Annotated in this window: 18 protein-coding genes; 16 read left to right on the top strand and 2 right to left on the bottom strand. The window is 60.5% G+C overall.

Going from position 1 to position 20,246, the window contains the following annotated elements:
- Window positions 1-3 precede the first annotated feature (3 nt).
- Entirely contained in the window at window positions 4-2,289 is a 2,286-nt protein-coding gene (locus tag AC1DF8_RS05985) for an NADP-dependent malic enzyme (protein WP_477995261.1), read from the bottom strand.
- Between the two features lie 113 nt (window positions 2,290-2,402).
- Between AC1DF8_RS05985 and mutS the strand changes: the two genes are divergently transcribed.
- From mutS to murJ, 4 genes are all read left to right on the top strand, one after another.
- Window positions 2,403-5,129 (top strand): DNA mismatch repair protein MutS, encoded by a 2,727-nt coding sequence (mutS, locus tag AC1DF8_RS05980; protein ID WP_477995259.1) that lies wholly within the window; start codon window positions 2,403-2,405, stop codon window positions 5,127-5,129.
- A gap of 12 nt (window positions 5,130-5,141) precedes the next feature.
- Window positions 5,142-5,417, top strand: a complete 276-nt coding sequence (locus AC1DF8_RS05975; RefSeq protein ID WP_112970001.1) for a hypothetical protein — start codon at window positions 5,142-5,144, stop codon at window positions 5,415-5,417.
- A 114-nt stretch (window positions 5,418-5,531) separates the two neighbouring features.
- Window positions 5,532-8,423, top strand: coding sequence for a [protein-PII] uridylyltransferase (locus AC1DF8_RS05970; protein ID WP_113207064.1), 2,892 nt, complete (start codon window positions 5,532-5,534; stop codon window positions 8,421-8,423).
- Window positions 8,420-10,000 carry a murein biosynthesis integral membrane protein MurJ gene (murJ, locus tag AC1DF8_RS05965; RefSeq protein ID WP_113013089.1) on the top strand — a complete coding sequence of 527 codons (1,581 nt, stop codon included), beginning with the start codon at window positions 8,420-8,422 and terminating at the stop codon, window positions 9,998-10,000. The genes AC1DF8_RS05970 and murJ overlap by 4 nt, the downstream gene beginning before the upstream one ends.
- A gap of 56 nt (window positions 10,001-10,056) precedes the next feature.
- Here the strand turns inward: murJ and AC1DF8_RS05960 are convergent, their stop codons facing one another.
- Window positions 10,057-10,485: a YcbK family protein gene (locus AC1DF8_RS05960; protein ID WP_477995256.1), complete on the bottom strand. Its 429-nt coding sequence runs from the start codon at window positions 10,483-10,485 to the stop codon at window positions 10,057-10,059.
- Window positions 10,486-10,673: 188 nt separating this feature from the next.
- Here AC1DF8_RS05960 and AC1DF8_RS05955 point away from each other — a divergent pair, with 188 nt between their 5' ends.
- The 12 genes from AC1DF8_RS05955 (at window position 10,674) to AC1DF8_RS05900 (ending at window position 20,184) form a co-directional block, all read left to right on the top strand.
- Window positions 10,674-11,078 (top strand): VOC family protein, encoded by a 405-nt coding sequence (locus AC1DF8_RS05955; RefSeq protein ID WP_112541813.1) that lies wholly within the window; start codon window positions 10,674-10,676, stop codon window positions 11,076-11,078.
- Between the two features lie 91 nt (window positions 11,079-11,169).
- On the top strand, window positions 11,170-12,234 hold the full coding sequence (gene trpS / locus AC1DF8_RS05950; protein ID WP_477995253.1) for a tryptophan--tRNA ligase: 1,065 nt from the start codon (window positions 11,170-11,172) through the stop codon (window positions 12,232-12,234).
- A 75-nt stretch (window positions 12,235-12,309) separates the two neighbouring features.
- Window positions 12,310-12,801, top strand: coding sequence for a universal stress protein (locus AC1DF8_RS05945; protein WP_112541815.1), 492 nt, complete (start codon window positions 12,310-12,312; stop codon window positions 12,799-12,801).
- Window positions 12,802-12,908: 107 nt separating this feature from the next.
- Entirely contained in the window at window positions 12,909-13,475 is a 567-nt protein-coding gene (locus AC1DF8_RS05940; protein ID WP_112541816.1) for a NifU family protein, read from the top strand.
- Between the two features lie 88 nt (window positions 13,476-13,563).
- On the top strand, window positions 13,564-14,223 hold the full coding sequence (tsaB, locus tag AC1DF8_RS05935; protein WP_477995251.1) for a tRNA (adenosine(37)-N6)-threonylcarbamoyltransferase complex dimerization subunit type 1 TsaB: 660 nt from the start codon (window positions 13,564-13,566) through the stop codon (window positions 14,221-14,223).
- A complete protein-coding gene (locus AC1DF8_RS05930) occupies window positions 14,220-14,720 on the top strand; it encodes a GNAT family N-acetyltransferase (protein ID WP_477995249.1) in 501 nt (166 codons plus the stop codon). Before tsaB ends, AC1DF8_RS05930 begins: the two co-directional genes overlap by 4 nt.
- Before the next feature lie 34 nt (window positions 14,721-14,754).
- Window positions 14,755-15,183 (top strand): Fur family transcriptional regulator, encoded by a 429-nt coding sequence (locus tag AC1DF8_RS05925; RefSeq protein ID WP_112541818.1) that lies wholly within the window; start codon window positions 14,755-14,757, stop codon window positions 15,181-15,183.
- A 27-nt stretch (window positions 15,184-15,210) separates the two neighbouring features.
- Window positions 15,211-16,008: a lyso-ornithine lipid O-acyltransferase gene (olsA, locus tag AC1DF8_RS05920; RefSeq protein ID WP_477995247.1), complete on the top strand. Its 798-nt coding sequence runs from the start codon at window positions 15,211-15,213 to the stop codon at window positions 16,006-16,008.
- A 47-nt stretch (window positions 16,009-16,055) separates the two neighbouring features.
- Window positions 16,056-17,465 (top strand): tRNA (N6-isopentenyl adenosine(37)-C2)-methylthiotransferase MiaB, encoded by a 1,410-nt coding sequence (gene miaB, locus AC1DF8_RS05915; protein ID WP_112970005.1) that lies wholly within the window; start codon window positions 16,056-16,058, stop codon window positions 17,463-17,465.
- An 18-nt stretch (window positions 17,466-17,483) separates the two neighbouring features.
- Window positions 17,484-18,536 (top strand): PhoH family protein, encoded by a 1,053-nt coding sequence (locus AC1DF8_RS05910; protein WP_112541821.1) that lies wholly within the window; start codon window positions 17,484-17,486, stop codon window positions 18,534-18,536.
- Entirely contained in the window at window positions 18,536-19,051 is a 516-nt protein-coding gene (ybeY, locus tag AC1DF8_RS05905) for an rRNA maturation RNase YbeY (RefSeq protein ID WP_477995244.1), read from the top strand. The genes AC1DF8_RS05910 and ybeY overlap by 1 nt, the downstream gene beginning before the upstream one ends.
- On the top strand, window positions 19,048-20,184 hold the full coding sequence (locus tag AC1DF8_RS05900) for a hemolysin family protein (protein WP_477995242.1): 1,137 nt from the start codon (window positions 19,048-19,050) through the stop codon (window positions 20,182-20,184). The genes ybeY and AC1DF8_RS05900 overlap by 4 nt, the downstream gene beginning before the upstream one ends.
- Window positions 20,185-20,246: the final 62 nt, after the last annotated feature.

Raw genomic sequence — 20,246 nt, 5'->3', positions numbered from 1 at the left:
CTATCAAGAGCCGGCAGCATAGGCCGCGATGGCAGCCATATTGACGATATCGCTGTCCTTGGCGCCCATCGAGGTGATCTGTACCGCCTTGTCTAAGCCGACGAGGATGGGGCCAATGACTGTCGAGCCGCCGAGTTCCTGCAGCATCTTGGTCGAGATCGATGCCGAGTGGAATGCCGGCATGACGAGGACGTTGGCCGGGCCGGAGAGGCGGCAGAAGGGATATTGCTCCATAACCTTGCGGTTCAGGGCAACATCGGCGGCCATTTCGCCATCATACTCGAAATCGACGCGACGCTTGTCGAGGATCTTTACCGCTTCGCGGACACGCTCGGAACGCTCCCCCGAGGGATGGCCGAAGGTGGAATAGGCAAGCAACGCGACGCGCGGCTGGTAGCCCATGCGGCGCGCCAGACCTGCGGCCTCCTCGGCGATATCGGCAAGTTCCTCGGCCGTCGGCATGTCGTGGACCGCAGTGTCGGCAACGAAGACCGTGCGTCCGCGGCAAAGCGCGATCGACACGCCGATCACGCGATGGCCCGGCTTATGGTCGATGCAGCGGCGCACATCTTCGAGTGCCGTCGAATAGTTGCGGGTGATGCCCGTCACCATGCCATCGGCATCGCCAAGCGCCACCATGGTGGCCGCGAAATGGTTGCGGTCATTATGGATCAGGCGCTGCGCGTCGCGGTGGAGGTAGCCTTTGCGCTGAAGGCGGGCATAGAGATAGTCAATATAGGCCTCGACGCGGGTCGAGATACGAGCGTTGACGATCTCGAGGCCCGGGCGATTGAGGTCGATGCCGGCGCGTTCGGCCGTTGCATGGATCAGGTCTTCGCGGCCGAGCAGTATGGCGGTGCCAAGCTGCTGATTGGCGTATGACATGGCGGCGCGCAGCACCTGCTCCTCTTCGGCCTCGGCGAAAACCACCCGTTTCGGGTGACGGCGCACACGCTCATAAAGGCTGGCGAGCGTGGAGGCGATCGGATCGCGGCGAGCCGACAGCTCTCGCTTGTAGCCAGCCATGTCGGTGATGATCTTGCGGGCGACGCCACTTTCGATCGCCGCCTCGGCAACGGCAGCAGGAATGGCGGAGATCAGGCGCGGATCGAAGGGAACCGGAATGATATATTGCGCGCCGAAACGCGGGCGGTTGCCCTGATAGGCAGCCGCAACATCATCGGGCACATCTTCACGGGCGAGACTGGCGAGTGCGTTTACAGCGGCAATCTTCATTGCATCGTTGATGGTCGTAGCACGAACGTCGAGGGCGCCGCGGAAGATATAGGGGAAGCCCAGCACGTTGTTGACCTGGTTCGGATAGTCCGAACGGCCGGTCGCCATGATGGCGTCATCACGGATGCGGGCAACTTCTTCCGGCGTGATTTCCGGATCGGGATTGGCCATGGCGAAGATGATCGGCCGGTCGGCCATGGAGCGGATCATCTCTTCGGAGAAGGCACCCTTCTGCGACAGGCCAAAAACCACGTCGGCGCCCTGCATGGCTTCTTCCAGCGTGCGGGTATCGGTCTTTGCCGCATGCGCCGACTTCCACTGGTTCATGCCTTCGGTGCGGCCCTGATAGATGACGCCCTTGGTATCACAGAGGATGATATTTTCCGGCGCAAAGCCCATCGATTTGATGAGCTCGACGCAGGCGATGGCGGCAGCACCCGCACCATTGCAGACGAGTTTGGTGGTCTTGAGATCACGCCCGGTCAGTTCCAGCGCATTGATGAGGCCGGCAGCAGCGATGATTGCCGTGCCGTGCTGATCGTCATGGAACACAGGAATATCCATCAGCTCGCGCAGGCGGCTTTCGATGACGAAACAGTCCGGCGCCTTGATGTCTTCCAGATTGATGCCGCCGAAGGACGGGCCGAGGAAGCGCACGCAATTGATGAATTCGTCAATATTTTCGGTGTCTACCTCGAGGTCGATGGAATCGACATCAGCGAAACGCTTGAAGAGAACCGACTTGCCTTCCATGACCGGCTTGGAAGCCAATGCTCCGAGATTGCCGAGGCCAAGGATGGCGGTTCCGTTGGAGATGACGGCGACCATATTGCCGCGGGTCGTATAGTCGTAGGCAGTGGCAGGATCGGTGGCGATGGCTTTGACGGGCACCGCGACGCCGGGAGAATAGGCAAGCGAGAGGTCGCGCTGTGTCGCCATCGGCTTGGTCGGGTTGATCTCCAGCTTGCCTGGCCGACCCATCGCGTGAAATTCGAGCGCTTCCTTGTCGGTAACAGAGGTCACCGGCCGTTCTTTCTTCTCCATCTGGGACATGCCTCCTCCAAACGTCTGTGGGTGACGTTTTCCTCTTTCCCAATTGCTGTTGTCATCTATAGCGGCGCGCGGATAGGGTTGGCACCTGTTTTTTTGGGAAAAACTGCACCTCCGTGAACGCACGAATAGACAGCAGAAACGAAGCCTTCTCGGCAGCCGAGCTCGCGACTGAGGAAAGTCGCGCCTCGGCGACGCCGATGATGGAACAGTATATCGAGATCAAGGCGAACAATCCGGATTCGCTGCTCTTCTATCGCATGGGCGATTTCTACGAGCTGTTCTTCGAGGACGCGCTCGAAGCTTCGCGCGCGCTCGGCATCACGCTCACCAAGCGTGGCCAGCACATGGGGCAGGACATTGCCATGTGCGGCGTGCCTGTGCATGCGGCCGACGACTACCTGCAGAAGCTGATCGGGCTCGGCTACCGCGTTGCCGTCTGCGAGCAGGTGGAAGATCCGGCGGAAGCCAAAAAGCGCGGTTCGAAATCCGTCGTCAAGCGCGATGTCGTGCGTCTTGTCACCCCGGGCACCATCACCGAGGAGAAGCTGCTTTCCCCTTCGGAATCGAACTATCTGATGACGCTGTCGCGCATCCGCGGTTCTTCCGAGCCGGCGCTGGCGCTCGCCTGGATCGATATTTCCACCGGCGTCTTCCGCTTGGCGGAAACCGAAGCATCACGACTGCTCGCCGATATCCTGCGCATCGATCCGCGCGAGCTCATTGTTCCCGATACGATGTTTTATGATGTCGAACTGAAGCCGGTCTTCGACATACTCGGCCGCACCGCCGTTCCGCAGCCGGCCGTGCTTTTCGACAGCGCGACAGCAGAAACGCGTATAGCGCGCTATTTCGAGGTTTCGACGCTCGACGGTTTTGGAAGTTTTTCGCGCGCAGAGCTGGCGGCCGCCGCCGCAGCCATCGCTTATGTGGAAAAGACACAGATTGCCGAGCGACCGCCGCTCGGGCGGCCCGAGCGGGAAAGTGGCGCGTCGACACTGTTCATCGATCCGGCAACCCGCGCCAATCTGGAACTTGTGCGCACGCTCTCTGGCGATCGCAATGGCGCCCTGCTCAGGGCGATCGACCGCACGACCACCGGCGGCGGGGCGCGACTGCTTGCCGAGCGGTTGATGTCACCGCTGACGGATCCCAGCCGGGTCAACCAGCGCCTGGATTCGATCGGCTTCCTGATGCAGGAACCGTCGCTCTGCGGCGACTTGCGCGACGCGCTGAAACACGTTCCGGACATGCCGCGGGCACTCTCCCGCCTGGCGCTCGACCGCGGCGGTCCGCGGGATCTCTGGGCTATCAGGCAGGGGCTTGGTGCCGCGGCTCAAATCGCCGACCTGCTGGGAAGCGCGATGCTGCCGGAGGAACTGGAGCAGGCGCGCGTGGGGCTGCAGGCTCTTCCATCCGAACTGGAAACACTCCTCGCCGAAAACCTCGCCGAAGAATTGCCGCTCCTGAAACGCGACGGCGGCTTCCTGCGTGACGGCGCCAATGCCGATCTCGACGAGGTTCGGGCGCTCCGCGACCAGTCGCGCCGGGTCATTGCCGGCCTGCAGCTGCAGTATGCCGAAGAGACCGGCATCAAATCGCTGAAAATCAAGCACAACAATATTCTCGGCTATTTCATCGAGGTCACCGCCGGCAACGCCGGGCCGATGACCGATACATCAGAGGCGAAGGCCCGCTTCATCCATCGCCAGACAATGGCGAATGCCATGCGCTTCACCACGACCGAGCTTGCCGACCTCGAAAGCCGGATTGCCAACGCCGCAGACCGCGCGCTGCAGATCGAGCTCGAAGCTTTCGACCGAATGACGGAAGCGACCGTGGCCGAGGCCGAAGCGATCAAGGCCGGCGCGCGCGCACTTGCCGTCATCGATGTCGCGGCAGCGTTGGCGCTGCTTGCGGAAGAGCAAGCCTATTGCCGACCGCTGGTCGACGGCTCGAAGATGTTTGCAATCGAGGGCGGGCGCCATCCCGTCGTCGAACAGGCGCTGCGGCGGCAGTCCACCGGCCCCTTCGTCGCCAATAATTGCGATCTCTCGCCCGTTTCCGATGGGAAGGATGGGGCGATCTGGCTGCTGACCGGCCCGAACATGGGCGGCAAGTCCACCTTCCTACGGCAGAACGCGCTGATCTCGATTCTCGCCCAGATGGGTTCCTTCGTGCCGGCAACATCAGCGCATATAGGCATCGTCGACCGGCTGTTTTCGCGCGTCGGCGCTTCCGACGATCTGGCGCGCGGGCGTTCCACCTTCATGGTGGAAATGGTCGAGACGGCTGCAATCCTAAACCAGGCAACCGATCGTTCCCTCGTCATTCTCGACGAGATCGGCCGCGGTACCGCGACCTTCGACGGCCTTTCCATCGCCTGGGCCGCTGTCGAGCATCTGCACGAAGCCAATCGCTGCCGCGGACTTTTCGCCACGCATTTCCATGAGCTGACCGTGCTTTCTGAAAAGCTTGCCCGGCTATCGAATGCGACGATGCGCGTGAAGGAATGGGACGGCGATGTCATTTTCCTGCACGAGGTCGGTCCAGGTGCGGCCGACCGCTCCTATGGTATTCAGGTCGCGCGGCTCGCCGGTCTGCCCTCCTCTGTCGTGGCCCGCGCGCGCGATGTGCTGACCCGGCTTGAAGATGCCGATCGCAAGAACCCGGCGAGCCAGCTGATCGATGACCTGCCACTTTTCCAGGTCGCAGTGCGCCGCGAGGAAACATCGCGCGGGCCTTCCAAGGTGGAAGAAGCCCTCAAGGCAATGAGCCTCGACGACATGACGCCGCGCGAGGCGCTCGATGCGCTTTACGACCTTAAAAAGAAGATGAAATAGGAGCAGCACCCCGTGTTCATGGAAAAACTGCTTCAGGAAACCCAGCGACTCTCCGTCATCGTTTCGATGCTAGAAGTCATGAAGCAATCTGATGGTAATCTGGAGGCGCGCGGCTGGAACACGCCGATCGGCATGGCGAAGATCACCGGTTCCTGCCTGAAGATCGGCGAACTCAGCGGCGCGATCGTCGATGCCGGCTACCGCGAATGTGACAAGGCGACGCTTAACGGCATCATGAGCGAGACGCGGCAGGTTCTCGATACGCTGCTGACGCAGGCATCAGCCTGAGGGCTTGCGGCAAAGCGTCCGTCACCTGAAGCTTGCCAACACCATTTCGCCAAATTTAAAGGTTCATGGAATATGAAGACCCGTGTCAATCCGCGGGCAAAGAGGCTATAGCGCATGCAGATCAAACAAGAGGCGCGCCATGAGCAAGCGGCTCGGACCGAAGAGACAACCGCCCGGCCAATGGTGACGCACGACATCGATTTTTCCGAAATCCTCGATGTAGAACTGCTGCAGGGGCAATGTAACGCCATTGCCGAAGCCAACCGCAACCGTCCGGACGTGCTGCGGAACGATCTTCTTGCCGTTCTGAAGAAAGCCAGCGTCGAAGGGCGCAGGAAGGCGCGCGAACTGCTCGATGCCCAAGGTGGCGGACTTGATTGCGCCCACCGCATTTCCTGGCTGCAGGACCAGATCATCGCCGTTCTCTATAATTTCGCCACCGAGCATGTTTTCCCGAAGCAGAAGGACAAGTTTGCGGTGACCGCCGTCGGCGGCTATGGCCGTGACACGCTCGCGCCAGGCTCCGATATCGACCTGCTCTTCCTCTTCCTGCCGAAGCCGGCGGAAGAGACGCATAAAGCCGTCGAGTTCATGCTCTACATGCTCTGGGACATGGGCTTCAAGGTCGGGCACGCGACGCGCACCGTCGAGGAATGCATCGCGCTTTCCAAATCCGACATGACCATCCGCACCGCCATTCTCGAGATGCGCTACATTTGCGGCCTAAAGTCGCTGGAGGCGGATCTGGAAGCCCGCTTCGACAAGGAAATCGTCACCGGCACGGGGCCAGAATTCATCGCCGCCAAACTTGCCGAACGTGACGAACGCCACCGGAAGGCAGGCGATACGCGCTACCTCGTCGAACCCAACGTCAAGGAAGGCAAGGGCGGCCTTCGCGACCTGCATACGCTCTTCTGGATTTCGAAATATTACTACCACGTCCGCGATCCGGCCGATCTGGTGCCGCTCGGCGTGCTGTCGAAGCAGGAGTACCGGCTTCTCAAAAAGGCCGACGATTTTCTCTGGGCCGTGCGCTGCCACATGCATTTCCTGACCGGCAAAGCGGAGGAGCGTCTTTCCTTCGACATCCAGCGCGAGATCGCCGAGGCGCTCGGCTATCATTCCCGCCCCGGCCTCTCGGCCGTCGAGCGCTTCATGAAGCACTATTTCCTGGTCGCTAAAGATGTGGGCGATCTCACTCGCATCCTCTGCGCGGCACTCGAAGACCAGCAGGCGAAATCGATCCCGGGACTGTCGGGCGTCATCAGCCGCTTCACCCACCGCAATCGTAAGATCCCCGGCAGCGTCGAGTTCGTGGAGGACCGCGGCCGCATCACACTCGCCAACCCCGATGTCTTCAAGCGCGATCCGGTCAGCATCATCCGTCTGTTCCATGTGGCCGATATCAACGGACTGGAATTCCATCCCGACGCGCTGAAGCGCGTCACCCGTTCGCTCGCCCTCATCAACAACGACCTGCGTGAGAATGACGAGGCGAACCGGCTTTTCCTGTCGATCCTGACGTCCAAGCGCGATCCGGCGCTGATCCTGCGGCGCATGAACGAGGCTGGCGTGCTCGGCCGTTTCATTCCCGAATTCGGCAAGATCGTCGCGATGATGCAGTTCAATATGTATCATCACTATACGGTCGACGAGCATTTGATCCGCGCGATCGATGTTCTCTCCGAGATCGACAAGGGCAAGGCGGAGGAATTGCATCCTCTCGCCAACAAGCTCATGCCGCATATCGAAGACCGCGAGGCTCTCTATGTCGCCGTGTTGCTGCACGATATCGCCAAGGGCCGGCAGGAAGACCATTCGATTGCCGGCGCACGCGTCGCCCGCAAGCTCTGCGCCCGCTTTGGCCTGTCACAGAAGCAGACCGAGATCGTCGTCTGGCTGATCGAGGAACATCTGACCATGTCGATGGTCGCGCAGACGCGCGATCTGACGGACCGCAAGACGATCACCGATTTCGCTGATCGCGTTCAGTCTCTCGACCGCCTGAAGATGCTGATGATCCTGACGATCTGCGACATCCGCGCCGTCGGACCGGGTGTCTGGAACGGCTGGAAAGGCCAGCTGCTGCGCACGCTCTATTACGAGACGGAACTGCTGCTTGCCGGCGGCTTCTCGGAAGTGTCGCGCAAGGAGCGCGCGCAGGCCGCGGCCGAAGCGCTCTACGCCGCGCTTTCCGACTGGAGCCAGAAGGACCGCCGCACCTATACCAAGCTGCATTACCAACCTTACCTGCTCTCCGTGCCGTTAGAAGACCAGATCCGCCACGCGCATTTTATCCGCCAGGCAGACAAGGCGGGGCAGGCCTTGGCGACGTCAGTGCGCACGGACAGCTTCCATGCCATCACTGAAATCACCGTTCTCTCCCCCGACCACCCTCGCCTGCTCGCCGTCATTGCCGGCGCTTGCGCTGCGGCCGGGGCCAATATCGTCGATGCGCAGATCTTCACCACCTCCGACGGACGGGCACTCGACACGATCCATGTCAGCCGGGAGTTTCCGAACGATGAGGACGAGCTTCGACGCGCCGGCACCATCGGCCGCATGATCGAGGACGTGCTTTCCGGCCGCAAACGCCTGCCCGAGGTGATCGCGACCCGCACGAAGAACCGGAAGAAGAGTAAGGCCTTCGTCATTCCACCGTCGGTGACCATCACCAACAGCCTGTCTAACAAATTCACCGTCATCGAGGTGGAATGCCTCGACCGGCCGGGCCTGCTGTCGGAAATGACAGCCGTTCTCTCCGATCTGTCGCTTGACATCCAGTCGGCGCGCATCACCACCTTCGGTGAGAAGGTCATCGATACCTTCTACGTCACCGATCTCGTCGGCCAGAAGATCTCCGGCGACAGCAAGCGTTCCAATATCACTGCCCGCATGAAAGCGGTCATGGCCGAGGAGCAGGACGAACTGCGCGAACGCATGCCGTCAGGCATCATCGCCCCTGCCGCTACTGCCGCCGAAAAGAAAGCCGGTTCCCCCGTATGAGCCTCGTCAAGAAATTCGCCACGGTCGGCGGCGCCACGCTCGGAAGCCGCATCTTTGGTTTTGCCCGCGAAACGTTGATGGCAGCGGCGCTCGGCACCGGACCGATGGCCGACGTCTTCTATGCCGCCTTCCGTTTCCCGAACCTGTTTCGCCGGCTGTTTGCCGAGGGCGCTTTCAACGCGGCCTTCGTGCCGCTCTTTGCCAAGGAGATCGAGGCGAACGGCATTGATGGCGCCAAGCGCTTTTCGGAAGAAGTCTTCGGCGTTCTGTTCTCCGTGCTACTGCTCATCACCATCGTGATGGAGCTTTGTATGCCATTGCTGGTGCGCTTCGTAATCGCACCGGGCTTTGCAGACGATCCGGAGAAGTTCGACATTACCATCCGCATGGCGGCGGTGATGTTCCCCTATCTCATGTGCATGTCGCTGACGGCGATGATGAGCGGCATGCTGAATTCGCTGCATCATTTCTTCGCGGCAGCGGTGGCGCCCGTCTTCCTCAACGTGGTGATGATCGGCGCGCTCTTTTATGCGCTCTATACCGGCGCCGAACCGCTCGCGACCGCCTGGTATCTGTCATGGGGCGTGCTGGCAGCAGGCGTCCTGCAGCTCGCCGTCGTCTATTTCGGCGTGCTGCATGCCGGCATCAGCATCGGCTTCCGCTTTCCGAAGATGACGCCCAACGTCAAGCGGCTGCTGATCCTTGCCGTTCCGGCGGCCGTGACCGGCGGCATTACGCAGATCAACCAGCTGATCGGCCAGGCGATCGCCTCCTCGCGCGAGGGCGCCATCGCCGCCCTGCAATATGCCGACCGTATCTACCAGCTTCCGCTCGGCGTCGTCGGCGTCGCCGTCGGTGTGGTTCTGCTGCCCGAGCTTGCCCGCGCGCTGAAGGGCGGCGCGTTACGCGAGGCCGCCTTCCTCCAGAACAGATCGATCGAATTCGTGATGTTCCTGACCATCCCCGCCGGTTTCGCGCTGTGGATCCTGTCGGACGAAATCATCCGCGTGCTCTATGAGCGCGGGGCCTTTCATGAGCAAAACACCCTGATCGTCGGCTCGATCCTTGCGATCTACGGCATCGGGCTGCCGGCCTTCGTGCTCATCAAGGCGCTGCAGCCGGGCTTCTATGCCCGCGAGGATACCAAGACGCCGATGCGGTTTTCGGCAATCGCGGTCGCCACCAACTGCGCGACCGCGCTGACGCTCTTTCCCTATATGGGCGCACCCGGCATTGCAGTGGCGGAAGCGACCGCAGGCTGGATCAGCACCGTGCTGCTCTTCACCACGCTTCTGCGCCGCGGCCACCTGACATGGGAATGGGCACTTGCCAAGCGCACCGCGCTGCTGATCGTCGCCTCTGCCGTAATGGGCGTTGCGATCATGTATCTCAAACATTACTGGGCGCCTTCGCTCGCCTCGGGCGCGCCGCTTCTGACCAAGGTCAGCACGCTTGGCCTGCTGATTGCGATTTCGATAGTCATCTATTTCGCGACCGCCTTCCTGATCGGCGGCGCGGATCTCGGCATGATACGGCGCAATCTCAATCGCAAACCGGCACCCGCGAAGGACGTATAAGGCTCTCTTTACGCGATTACTGACGCAAGCCGCTGCGCGTCTTCGCTGGAATTGCTTCAGCAATCCACCCATTGTCGCTGCGGGCCGACATCGACATGGACGATGCCATTGCAATAGGTGCCGATCCCACCGATGCCGGGAGCGCTTTTCGCAGCGGCGATGATCGTGCGTTCCGGCACACCGGGGATCCGGATATCCGCCGCCAGGCATTTTCCATGCATGGACCCATGGCGACGGGGGTGCGGGCGAAAGCCCGAGGTTATCATCGGCCGTCGCCCGGTCTTTGCCGCGATATACGACAAGACCGCTCGCAATCGCTCAGGGAAACAGCTGGCACGAACGCTGACGGTCTGAACCGTATAGGCAACGCGCAATTCGTGTTTTGGAAGATTGTTGGTCTGCCGTCGGCCATCTTGACCGACAGCGGTGGTTGCTGATTGTAGGGCAAAGAGGCCTGCCACAGCGAGCAAACTGGCGTTTTGCATAGTCCCTCCGATCGGTTACACAGACGGCTCAATGCGGCCGTCACGCCAGTCGAGGGATTTTCAGTTCAAAAAAAGCTTTTCTGTGAAATTTTATACTCAATTTTAGCTAAGTCTTCTGATCAATTTGGCGTAAAACAGGACGTTTAGCAGCACCAAAAGAGAACAAATTCCCAAAAATCGGAGATCCTATGGCCCAATCCCTGTTCCTCGTCACCCTCGTCATCGATGACTATGATCGCGCCAAAGCCTTCTATTGTGAGGCGCTTGGCTTTGAATGCCTGCAAGACGAAGTGCAGCCGGAAGGCAAGCGCTGGGTGGTCGTGAAGCCAAAAGGGGGAGATGGGGCGGCCTTTCTGCTCGCGCAAGCGGCCAGCGAAAGCCAGCGAGCCGCCATCGGCAACCAGACCGGCGGGCGCGTCGGCTTTTTCCTCAGGACCGACGATTTCGCACGAGATCATGCGGCGATGCGTGCCGGCGGCGTGCGCTTTCTGGAGGAGCCGCGCCATGAGGTTTACGGCACTGTGGCCGTCTTTTCGGATCCTTACGGCAACACCTTCGATCTCATTCAACATGCCGCGCCCGAGGCCTCTTGATTGCGACCGGGAGCCCGTGCATAAGCGCCCGCGTTAGCAACATGGGCCTTTGGCCCTGGGGCCCTCCACCAGCCTAATCGAGGACAGCATCATGGGTGAATTCAAGAAGCTCGTATTCTCCGGCGTTCAGCCGACGGGCAACCTGCATCTCGGCAATTATCTCGGCGCGATCCGCCGCTTCGTGCAGCTTCAGGACGGCAACGATTGCATTTATTGCGTCGTCGACCTGCATGCACTGACCGCGCAGCTCGTCCACGAGGACATGCTGTCGCAGACGCGCTCCATCGCAGCCGCCTTCATCGCTTCCGGCATCGACGCTAAAAAGCATATCGTCTTCAACCAGTCCGCCGTACCGCAGCACGCCGAGCTCGCCTGGATCTTCAATTGCGTCGCCCGCATCGGCTGGATGAACCGCATGACGCAGTTCAAGGACAAGGCCGGCAAGGACCGTGAGCAGGCCTCGCTCGGTCTCTACGCCTATCCGAGCCTGATGGCTGCCGACATTCTCGTCTACCGCGCCACGCATGTGCCTGTCGGCGAGGACCAGAAGCAGCACCTCGAGCTGACGCGCGACATCGCGATGAAGTTCAACCTCGATTACGCCTCGCATATCCGCAAGACGAACTACGGGATCGACATCGCCGTCGGCGACGAGCCGGTGCATGCCTATTTCCCTATGGTCGAACCGCTGATCGGCGGACCGGCACCGCGCGTCATGTCGCTGCGGGACGGCACGAAGAAGATGTCGAAGTCCGATCCGTCGGATCTTTCGCGCATCAACCTGATGGACGACGAGGATGCGATCTCCAAGAAGATCCGCAAGGCCAAGACCGATCCGGATGGATTGCCGAGCGAAATCGCAGGTCTCGAAAATCGGCCCGAAGCTGAAAACCTCGTCTCGATCTATGCCGCACTCGCCGACAAGACGAGAGAACAGGTGCTCGCCGAATTTGGCGGCCAGCAGTTTTCCGTCTTCAAGCCAGCGCTGATCGATCTCGCCGTTCAGGTCCTGTCGCCGATAACAGGCGAAATGCGCCGCCTGATGAACGATACGAGCCACATCGATGCGATCCTGCGCGACGGCAATGAGCGCGCAAGGGCGCGTGCCGATGTGACGATGCGCGAACTTCGGGAAATCATCGGCTTCCTCTACTAGGCCGATCGACATGCAGAGCCCCCGTGCAAAACGGGGGCTTGCAAATTTTCGGTCACAGGTGTCAGAGTTCGCGCCATGGTATCAAAGCGACTCTCACGGCTCGAAGGTCATCGCCGCAAGTTCATGGCGGTGATAGACGGGACACCCGAATGCCAACGCGCCGTCCATTATGCCGGGCGGCGCGCCAAGAATTCCAATGGCGGTCTCATTCTTCTTTATGTGATCCCGGAAGGCGATTTCCAGCAATGGCTTGGCGTCGAGGAGATCATGCGGGCGGAAGCTCGCGAGGAGGCGGAAGCCACAGTTGCCAAGGCTGCGCAGATCGTGCGCGAGACGATAGGCATCGAGCCTGAGATCGTCATCCGTGAAGGCAATTCGGCCGAGCAGATCAACGCCGTGATCGAGGAAGACCGGGACGTTGCCATCCTCGTGCTTGCGGCAAGCTCGGCCAAGGAAGGACCGGGGCCGCTGGTTTCTTCCGTTGCAGGACGCGGAGCGGCCTTTCCGATTCCAGTTACCGTGCTTCCCGACACGCTGACCAACGAGGAAATAGACGCCCTCTGCTAAGGCATTTCTTGAGTATCAGTCTCTTGAATCAGCCGGACAATAGGCTTATTTTCTTTTGAAGAATTCTAAAGACGGTAGAGGCTGAAGCCCGCCGCATGGAGAGCGAGATGTTCATTCAGACCGAAGCCACGCCGAACCCCGCCACGCAGAAGTTCCTTCCCGGCAAGGTCGTGATGGAAAACGGTACGGCCGAATTCCGCAATGCCGATGAAGCCCAGGCTTCGCCGCTCGCTGCCCGCCTCTTCGAGATTCCGGGCGTGACCGGCGTCTATTTCGGCTACGACTTCATTTCCGTTTCCAAAGACAATGCCGAATGGCAGCATTTGAAGCCAGCCATTCTCGGCTCGATCATGGAGCATTTCATGTCCGGCAAGCCGGTCATGGGTGACGCCTCGATCCTGTCGGAAGATGTCGACGCCGGCGATGAATTCTTCGATGAAGGCGACGAATCGATCGTGCTGACCATCAAGGAACTGCTGGAGACCCGCGTGCGTCCGGCCGTTGCCCAGGATGGCGGCGACATCACCTTCCGTGGGTTCAAGGACGGCAAGGTTTACCTGAACATGAAGGGTTCCTGCTCCGGTTGCCCGTCTTCGACGGCAACGCTGAAGCACGGCGTCCAGAACCTGTTGCGCCATTTCGTTCCGGAAGTGCAGGAAGTGATTGCCGCTTAAAAAAGCCGGATACGCTGGGCCGTTCATCCGAGGTTCGGCCAGACGGATTTATGGATAGGCGACAATAGTTTATTCGGATATTGATGGCATGATCGTTCTGGCGCTCGACACGGCAGGTGTGGATTGCGCTGCCGCTATTTATGACAGCGGCAGGAATACGATGCTGGGGGAGGCATCGGACATGATCGGCAAGGGGCATGCTGAACATCTGATGGGTATCGTCGACCGCGCGCTGGATCAGGCGGGCGTCGCACTTTCGGATATCGACCGCCTTGCCGTCACCATCGGTCCCGGCTCCTTTACCGGCATCCGTGTCGGCGTTGCAGCCGCCCGCGGCTTTGCGCTTTCCCTCGATATCCCCGCCGTCGGCATAACCACGCTCGAAGTCATGGCAGCCGCCCAGCGCGAAAAGACGCCTGGCCGCGCAGTGCTCGCGGCGATGGATGCCAAGAGGGAAGAAATCTATCTTCAGTCTTTTGCGGCCGACGGCGCCGCGCTCGACGAGGCACGCGCGGTCAGCATCGCCGAGGCTCAGGCTTTCGCTGCCGATTTCGACGGCGAGATCACCGGTTCGGCGACCCCGATCCTGAAACCGGATGCAACGGGCGAATACGCCAACTCCTTCCCGATCTCCATCGTGGCGCGTCTCGGTGCTACCGCGAACCCGAATACCGGAAAGCCGAAGCCACTTTATCTGCGCGGACCCGATGCCAAACCGCAGGCCGGATACGCGATTGCAAGAGTATGACGATGCTGGAAGCCTATCTGACGCTGAAACCGGAATTCGAAATCGTCACCATGCAGCCGGAGGATTGCCTCGACGTTTCCGTCCTGCACGGCGAGCGCTTTGCCCGTCCCTGGGGTGACGGCGAATTCCACAGCCTCTTGTCACAGAACACTGTGTTCGGCTTCGTCGCCCGCCAGACCAATGCGATCCTGAAAAAGTCCCTGCCGGGCTTCATCCTTGCGCGCCAGGTGGCGGGCGAGGCGGAAATCCTGACGGTTGCCGTACAGGCTAAGGTCGCGCGTTCCGGCCTCGGGTGGCGGCTGATGCAGGCCGCCATACGCGAAGCACGGCTCCGTGGCGGCGAAAGCATGTTCCTGGAAGTCGATAACGGCAATACCGCCGCCCTCGGCCTTTACCGCAAGCTTGGCTTCGAGCAGGCCGGCGAGCGCAAGGGCTATTATAAGGATGCCAACGGGGCTACCTCCACGGCGCTTGTCATGAAGCGCGTTCTTCGGTAGTTCCCTTCTCGGCAGGAATAGCGAGAAGGCAGCCATGACTGAGGTAGCCAAAACCCTTGAGGAGCTTTGCGCTGAACGCGGCATGCGCATGACCGAGCAGCGCCGGGTAATCGCGCGCATCCTCGAGGACTCCGAAGATCATCCCGATGTCGAGGAGCTCTATCGCCGCTCCGTGAAGGTCGACGCCAAGATTTCGATTTCGACGGTCTATCGTACGGTAAAGCTTTTCGAAGATGCGGGGATCATCGCCCGACACGATTTTCGCGACGGCCGCTCGCGCTACGAGACGGTGCCCGAAGAACATCATGACCATCTGATCGACCTGAAGAGCGGCGTCGTCATCGAGTTCCGGTCGCCGGAAATCGAGGCGCTGCAGGAGCGGATCGCGCGCGAACATGGCTTCAAGCTCGTCGATCACCGGCTGGAACTCTATGGCATCCCGCTGAAGAAAGACGAACTCTGACATCATGGCAGTCCGGGAGCGCCACATTTGATCGTCCGGCTGCGCATTTTCTTCGCGCTTACCATCATCATAGTCGTCAGCATCCTTCTCATGCCGCTGCAGATCCTGGCGCTGCATTTCGACTGGAAACTCCGGCGTACCCTGCCCCGCCGCTGGCATCGTATTGTCTGCTATTGTCTCGGCATCCGCATCCGCGTGCGCGGCGAACTCGAGGGCCGCCGGCCGCTGATGCTCTGCTCCAACCATTCCTCGTGGATGGATATCATGGTCATGTCGGCGGTAGCCGACGTTGCCTTCATCGCCAAGATCGAGGTTCGCGACTGGCCGATCTTCGGGATGCTTGCCAAGCTGCAAAAGAGTGTCTTCGTGGTGCGGGAAGAAAAACGCCGCACCGGCGATCAGGCGAGCGAGATCGCAGGCCGCATGGCCGACGGTGAAATCGTCGTGCTGTTTCCGGAGGGAACGACGTCAGACGGCAATCGCCTGCTGGAGGTCAAGTCGTCGCTCTTCGGTGCAGCCGCCATGGCCGTGCCCCATTCCCCGACCGGCTCGGTGATGGTGCAGCCGGTGGCGATTGCCTATACTCAGGTGCATGGCATCGCCATGGGCCGCTACCATCGTCCACTTGCAGCCTGGCCCGGCGATATAGAGCTTCTGCCGCATCTGACCGACATCCTGAAATGCGGCGCGATCGATGTCGAAGTCTCGTTTGGCGAGGCGGTCGAATATGGCGAGAAGACCAATCGAAAGACAGTCAGCACCACGATCTCCGCCCGCATCCGCAACCTGCTGAACAGCAGCTTGCGCGGCCGTAATATCGGCTGAACCGAGAGTCCCTTTTCTCGCGCGGTAAAAACCACTAAATAGCCGCCATGACCCAGGACAACGCCCTTCTTCAGGCCCCGGAGACTTCTCTTCGCGATGGCTCCAACAGCCGCAAGGTTTTCATCAAGACCTATGGCTGTCAGATGAACGTCTACGACTCGACCCGCATGAGCGATGCTCTTGCCCGCGACGGCTATGAGCCGACGGAGGACATGGAAGAGGCCGACCTCGTCCTGCTCAATACCTGTCATATCCGCGAGAAGGCGGCCGAGAAGGTCTATTCCGCGCTTGGGCGCCTGCGGGAGATGAAAAAGCGCAAGGCTGCGGACGGCCGCGAGATGATGATTGGTGTCGCCGGCTGCGTCGCGCAGGCCGAAGGCGAAGAGATCCTTCGGCGTGCGCCGGCGGTCGATGTCGTCATTGGCCCGCAGACCTATCATCGCCTGCCGGAAGCGCTCCGCCGCGCCAAGGAAGGCCACCGCGTCGTCGATACGGAATATGCGATCGAAGACAAGTTCGAGCATCTGCCGATCGCCGAGGCACCGAAAATCCGCGCCCGCGGCGTAACAGCCTTTCTCACCGTTCAGGAAGGCTGTGACAAGTTCTGCACCTTCTGCGTCGTGCCTTATACGCGCGGCTCGGAAGTGTCGCGGCCAGTGTCGCAGATCGTCGAGGAGGCGATGAAGCTTGTCGAAGCCGGCGTGCGCGAAATCACCCTGCTCGGCCAGAACGTCAATGCCTGGCACGGTGTCGGTCCCAAGGACGAAGAGTGGAGCCTCGGCGACCTGCTCTACCGGCTTGCCGATATCCCCGGCCTTGCGCGGCTTCGCTACACGACGAGCCACCCGCGGGACATGGACGATCGGCTGATCGAGGCGCATCGCGACCTTCGGACGCTGATGCCCTATCTGCACCTTCCGGTTCAGGCCGGATCGGACCGAATCCTGAAAGCCATGAACCGTCGCCACACGGCAGCGGAATATCTTTCGCTCATCGAGCGCATCCGCAAGGCCCGCCCTGACATTGCGCTTTCAGGCGACTTCATAACCGGCTTTCCGGGGGAGACAGACCGGGAATTTGAGGATACACTAAAACTCGTTGAGGAGGTTCGTTATGCACAGGCCTTCTCGTTCAAATATTCGACGCGGCCGGGCACGCCCGGTGCGGAATTGAAGGACCAGGTGCCGGAAGATATCAAGGCAGAACGGCTGGAACGCCTGCAGGCGCTGCTTCTCAAGCAGACGCAGGAATTCAACGAGTCCTGCATCGGCAAGGAAATCGATCTTCTCCTGGAAAAGCCGGGCCGCATGCCTGGTCAGCTTATCGGCAGATCGCCGTGGCTGCAGTCCGTGAATGTTGATGCAAAAGCATCGCAAATCGGTGACATTATTAAAGTGCGAATCACAGGAACCGGAACCAACAGCCTGTTTGCCGAACGCGCAGAGGCTGAGGTTTAACCCAGGGAGCTCGACCGCTTGAACGGACAGGAATTGGTTTCTTCTTCACCGCGCCACCCACGCATTGCGAGCGACGCCAATCACTTCGTCCTGACGTTCGAGAACAACCGGTTCGCCAGCGAACTCTTCGGACAGTTCGATCAGAACCTGAAGCTTCTGGAACAGCGGCTCAATATCGATGCGCGAGCGCGGGGCAACTCCGTCGTGATCACCGGCGATGTGCTGGCCACCAATCAGGCGCGACGCACACTCGATTACCTCTATGAAAAACTCCAGAAAGGCGGCAGTGTGGAGCGTTCAGACGTTGAAGGGGCAATTCGCATGGCGGTTGCCGCCGACGACCAGCTCACGCTGCCGACGATGGAGAAAAAAGCCAAATTGACGATGGCGCAGATTTCGACGCGCAAAAAGACGATCATCGCGCGCACGCCGACACAGGATGCCTATATGCGGGCGCTCGAGCGCTCGGAGATGGTGTTCGGCGTCGGCCCAGCCGGTACCGGCAAAACCTATCTCGCCGTCGCCCAGGCCGCCCAGCTTCTGGAACGCGGCGCGGTCGAAAAGATCATCCTTTCGAGACCGGCCGTCGAAGCCGGTGAACGTCTGGGCTTCCTGCCGGGCGATATGAAGGAAAAGGTCGATCCCTATCTGCGCCCGCTTTATGACGCACTCTACGACATGATCCCGGGTGACAAGGTCGAACGGGCGATCACTGCCGGCGTCATCGAAATCGCGCCGCTCGCCTTCATGCGTGGCCGTACGCTTGCCAATGCCGCCATCATCCTCGACGAGGCACAGAATACCACCTCGATGCAGATGAAGATGTTCCTGACGCGTCTCGGCGAAAACTCCCGCATGATCATCACCGGCGACCCGAGCCAGATCGACCTGCCACGCGGCGTCAAATCCGGCCTCGTGGAAGCCCTTCATCTGTTGAACGATGTCGAGGGTATCTCGATCACGCGGTTCAAGGATGTCGACGTCGTTCGCCATCCGCTCGTCGGTCGCATCGTCAAGGCCTATGACGCGACCTATACTGCGGCAAACGAAGAGGCCAGCCGGCAGGACTGATGGCCGAGCTCGACATACAGATCAGCATCGAGGACACGGGCTGGCCCGCCGAAGATGTATTGCATGCCCTTGCCGAACGCGTGTTGGGCGCGGCTGTCACTTATCTGAGGGAGGAGGAAAAACAACCCTTCCCGAAGATGCCGCCGGAAGTTTCGCTCGTCTTCACCGACGATGCCTCCATCCAGGACATCAATGCGGAATGGCGCGGCAAGGACAAGCCGACCAACGTGCTGTCGTTTCCGGCTTTTCCGGTCAAACCCGGCAAAATGCCGGGCCCGATGCTCGGCGATATCATCATCGCCCTGGAAACAGTGGAGCGCGAAGCGCGAGAGCTCGAAAAGAGCTTTGACGATCATCTGACCCACCTTATGGTGCATGGTTTCTTGCATCTGCTCGGCTACGACCATATGAATAATGACGAAGCCGAAATTATGGAGGGGCTGGAGACTCGCATTTTGGCAGTACTCGGCCTATCTGACCCCTACGAGGGTCAAGACCTTAAAATGGAACCATGAGCGACTTTTCAACGAAGCCGGCGTCAGACGCCATGGACTCCGACCAATCCTCCTCTTCCGACGAGGGTGGAAGTAGTCGACACCGACCGCAATCCTTCTGGTCACGCGCCGCGCGCATCTTGAGACCACAACAGGGCTCGCGTCTGCGCGAAGATATTGCCGACGCGCTGATGACCGACCCGGCTGCAGCGGACGCGTTTTCGCCCGACGAACGGGCAATGCTCCACAATATCCTGCGCTTCCGTGAGGTGCGCGTTGCCGACGTCATGGTGCCGCGCGCCGATATCGAGGCGGTCGACCAGAACATCACGATCGGCGAACTGATGATCCTCTTCGAGGAAAGCGGTCGCTCGCGCATGCCGGTTTATGCCGAAACGCTCGATGACCCGCGCGGCATGGTGCATATCCGCGACCTTCTTTCCTATGTCGCCAAGCAGGCGCGTAACAAGCGCCGCGGCGGCACGAAGCCGGCGGCGGGCGCGCCAACGATCGAAGTCTCTCTGGAGAACCTCCAGAAGGTGGCGCGCTCGGCCAAGCCGAATTTCGATCTCGGACGCGTCGACCTGCAGAAGACGCTCGCCGAGACGGGCATTATCAGACAGATCCTTTTCGTGCCGCCTTCCATGCTGGCATCCGATCTCCTGCGTCGCATGCAGGTGAACCGCACACAGATGGCGCTGGTCATCGACGAATATGGCGGCACGGACGGCCTTGCCTCGCATGAAGACATCGTCGAGATGGTGATCGGCGATATCGATGACGAGCATGACGATGAAGAAGTCATGTTCAAACGTGTTTCGGAAGACATGTTCGTTGCCGATGCCCGCGTCGAGCTCGAGGAGATTGCCGAGGCCATCGGGCCGGATTTCGACATCAGCGAGCAGATTGATGAAGTCGATACGCTGGGCGGCCTGATCTTCTCCGCACTGGGGCGCATCCCCGTGCGTGGAGAAGTCGTCCAGGCCTTGCCAGATTTCGAATTCCACATCCTCGACGCGGATCCGCGGCGCATCAAGCGGGTGCGCATCACCCGCAAGCGCCAGGCAATCCGCCGTCGCGCCAAGGCAGATGGTGACGGACCGTCCATCGGCGACGGCAACGACGACCGGCCTGCGGAATCGACTGCAAACTGACCCTTCCCAAGAACGCAGTGTCGGGCTTTCCGAAAGCGGATTTCGATTTGCTGTCCGATCCC

Source organism: Rhizobium sp. 05N49 (assembly GCF_056396805.1).
This window is presented reverse-complemented; position numbering and strand designations above follow the sequence as displayed.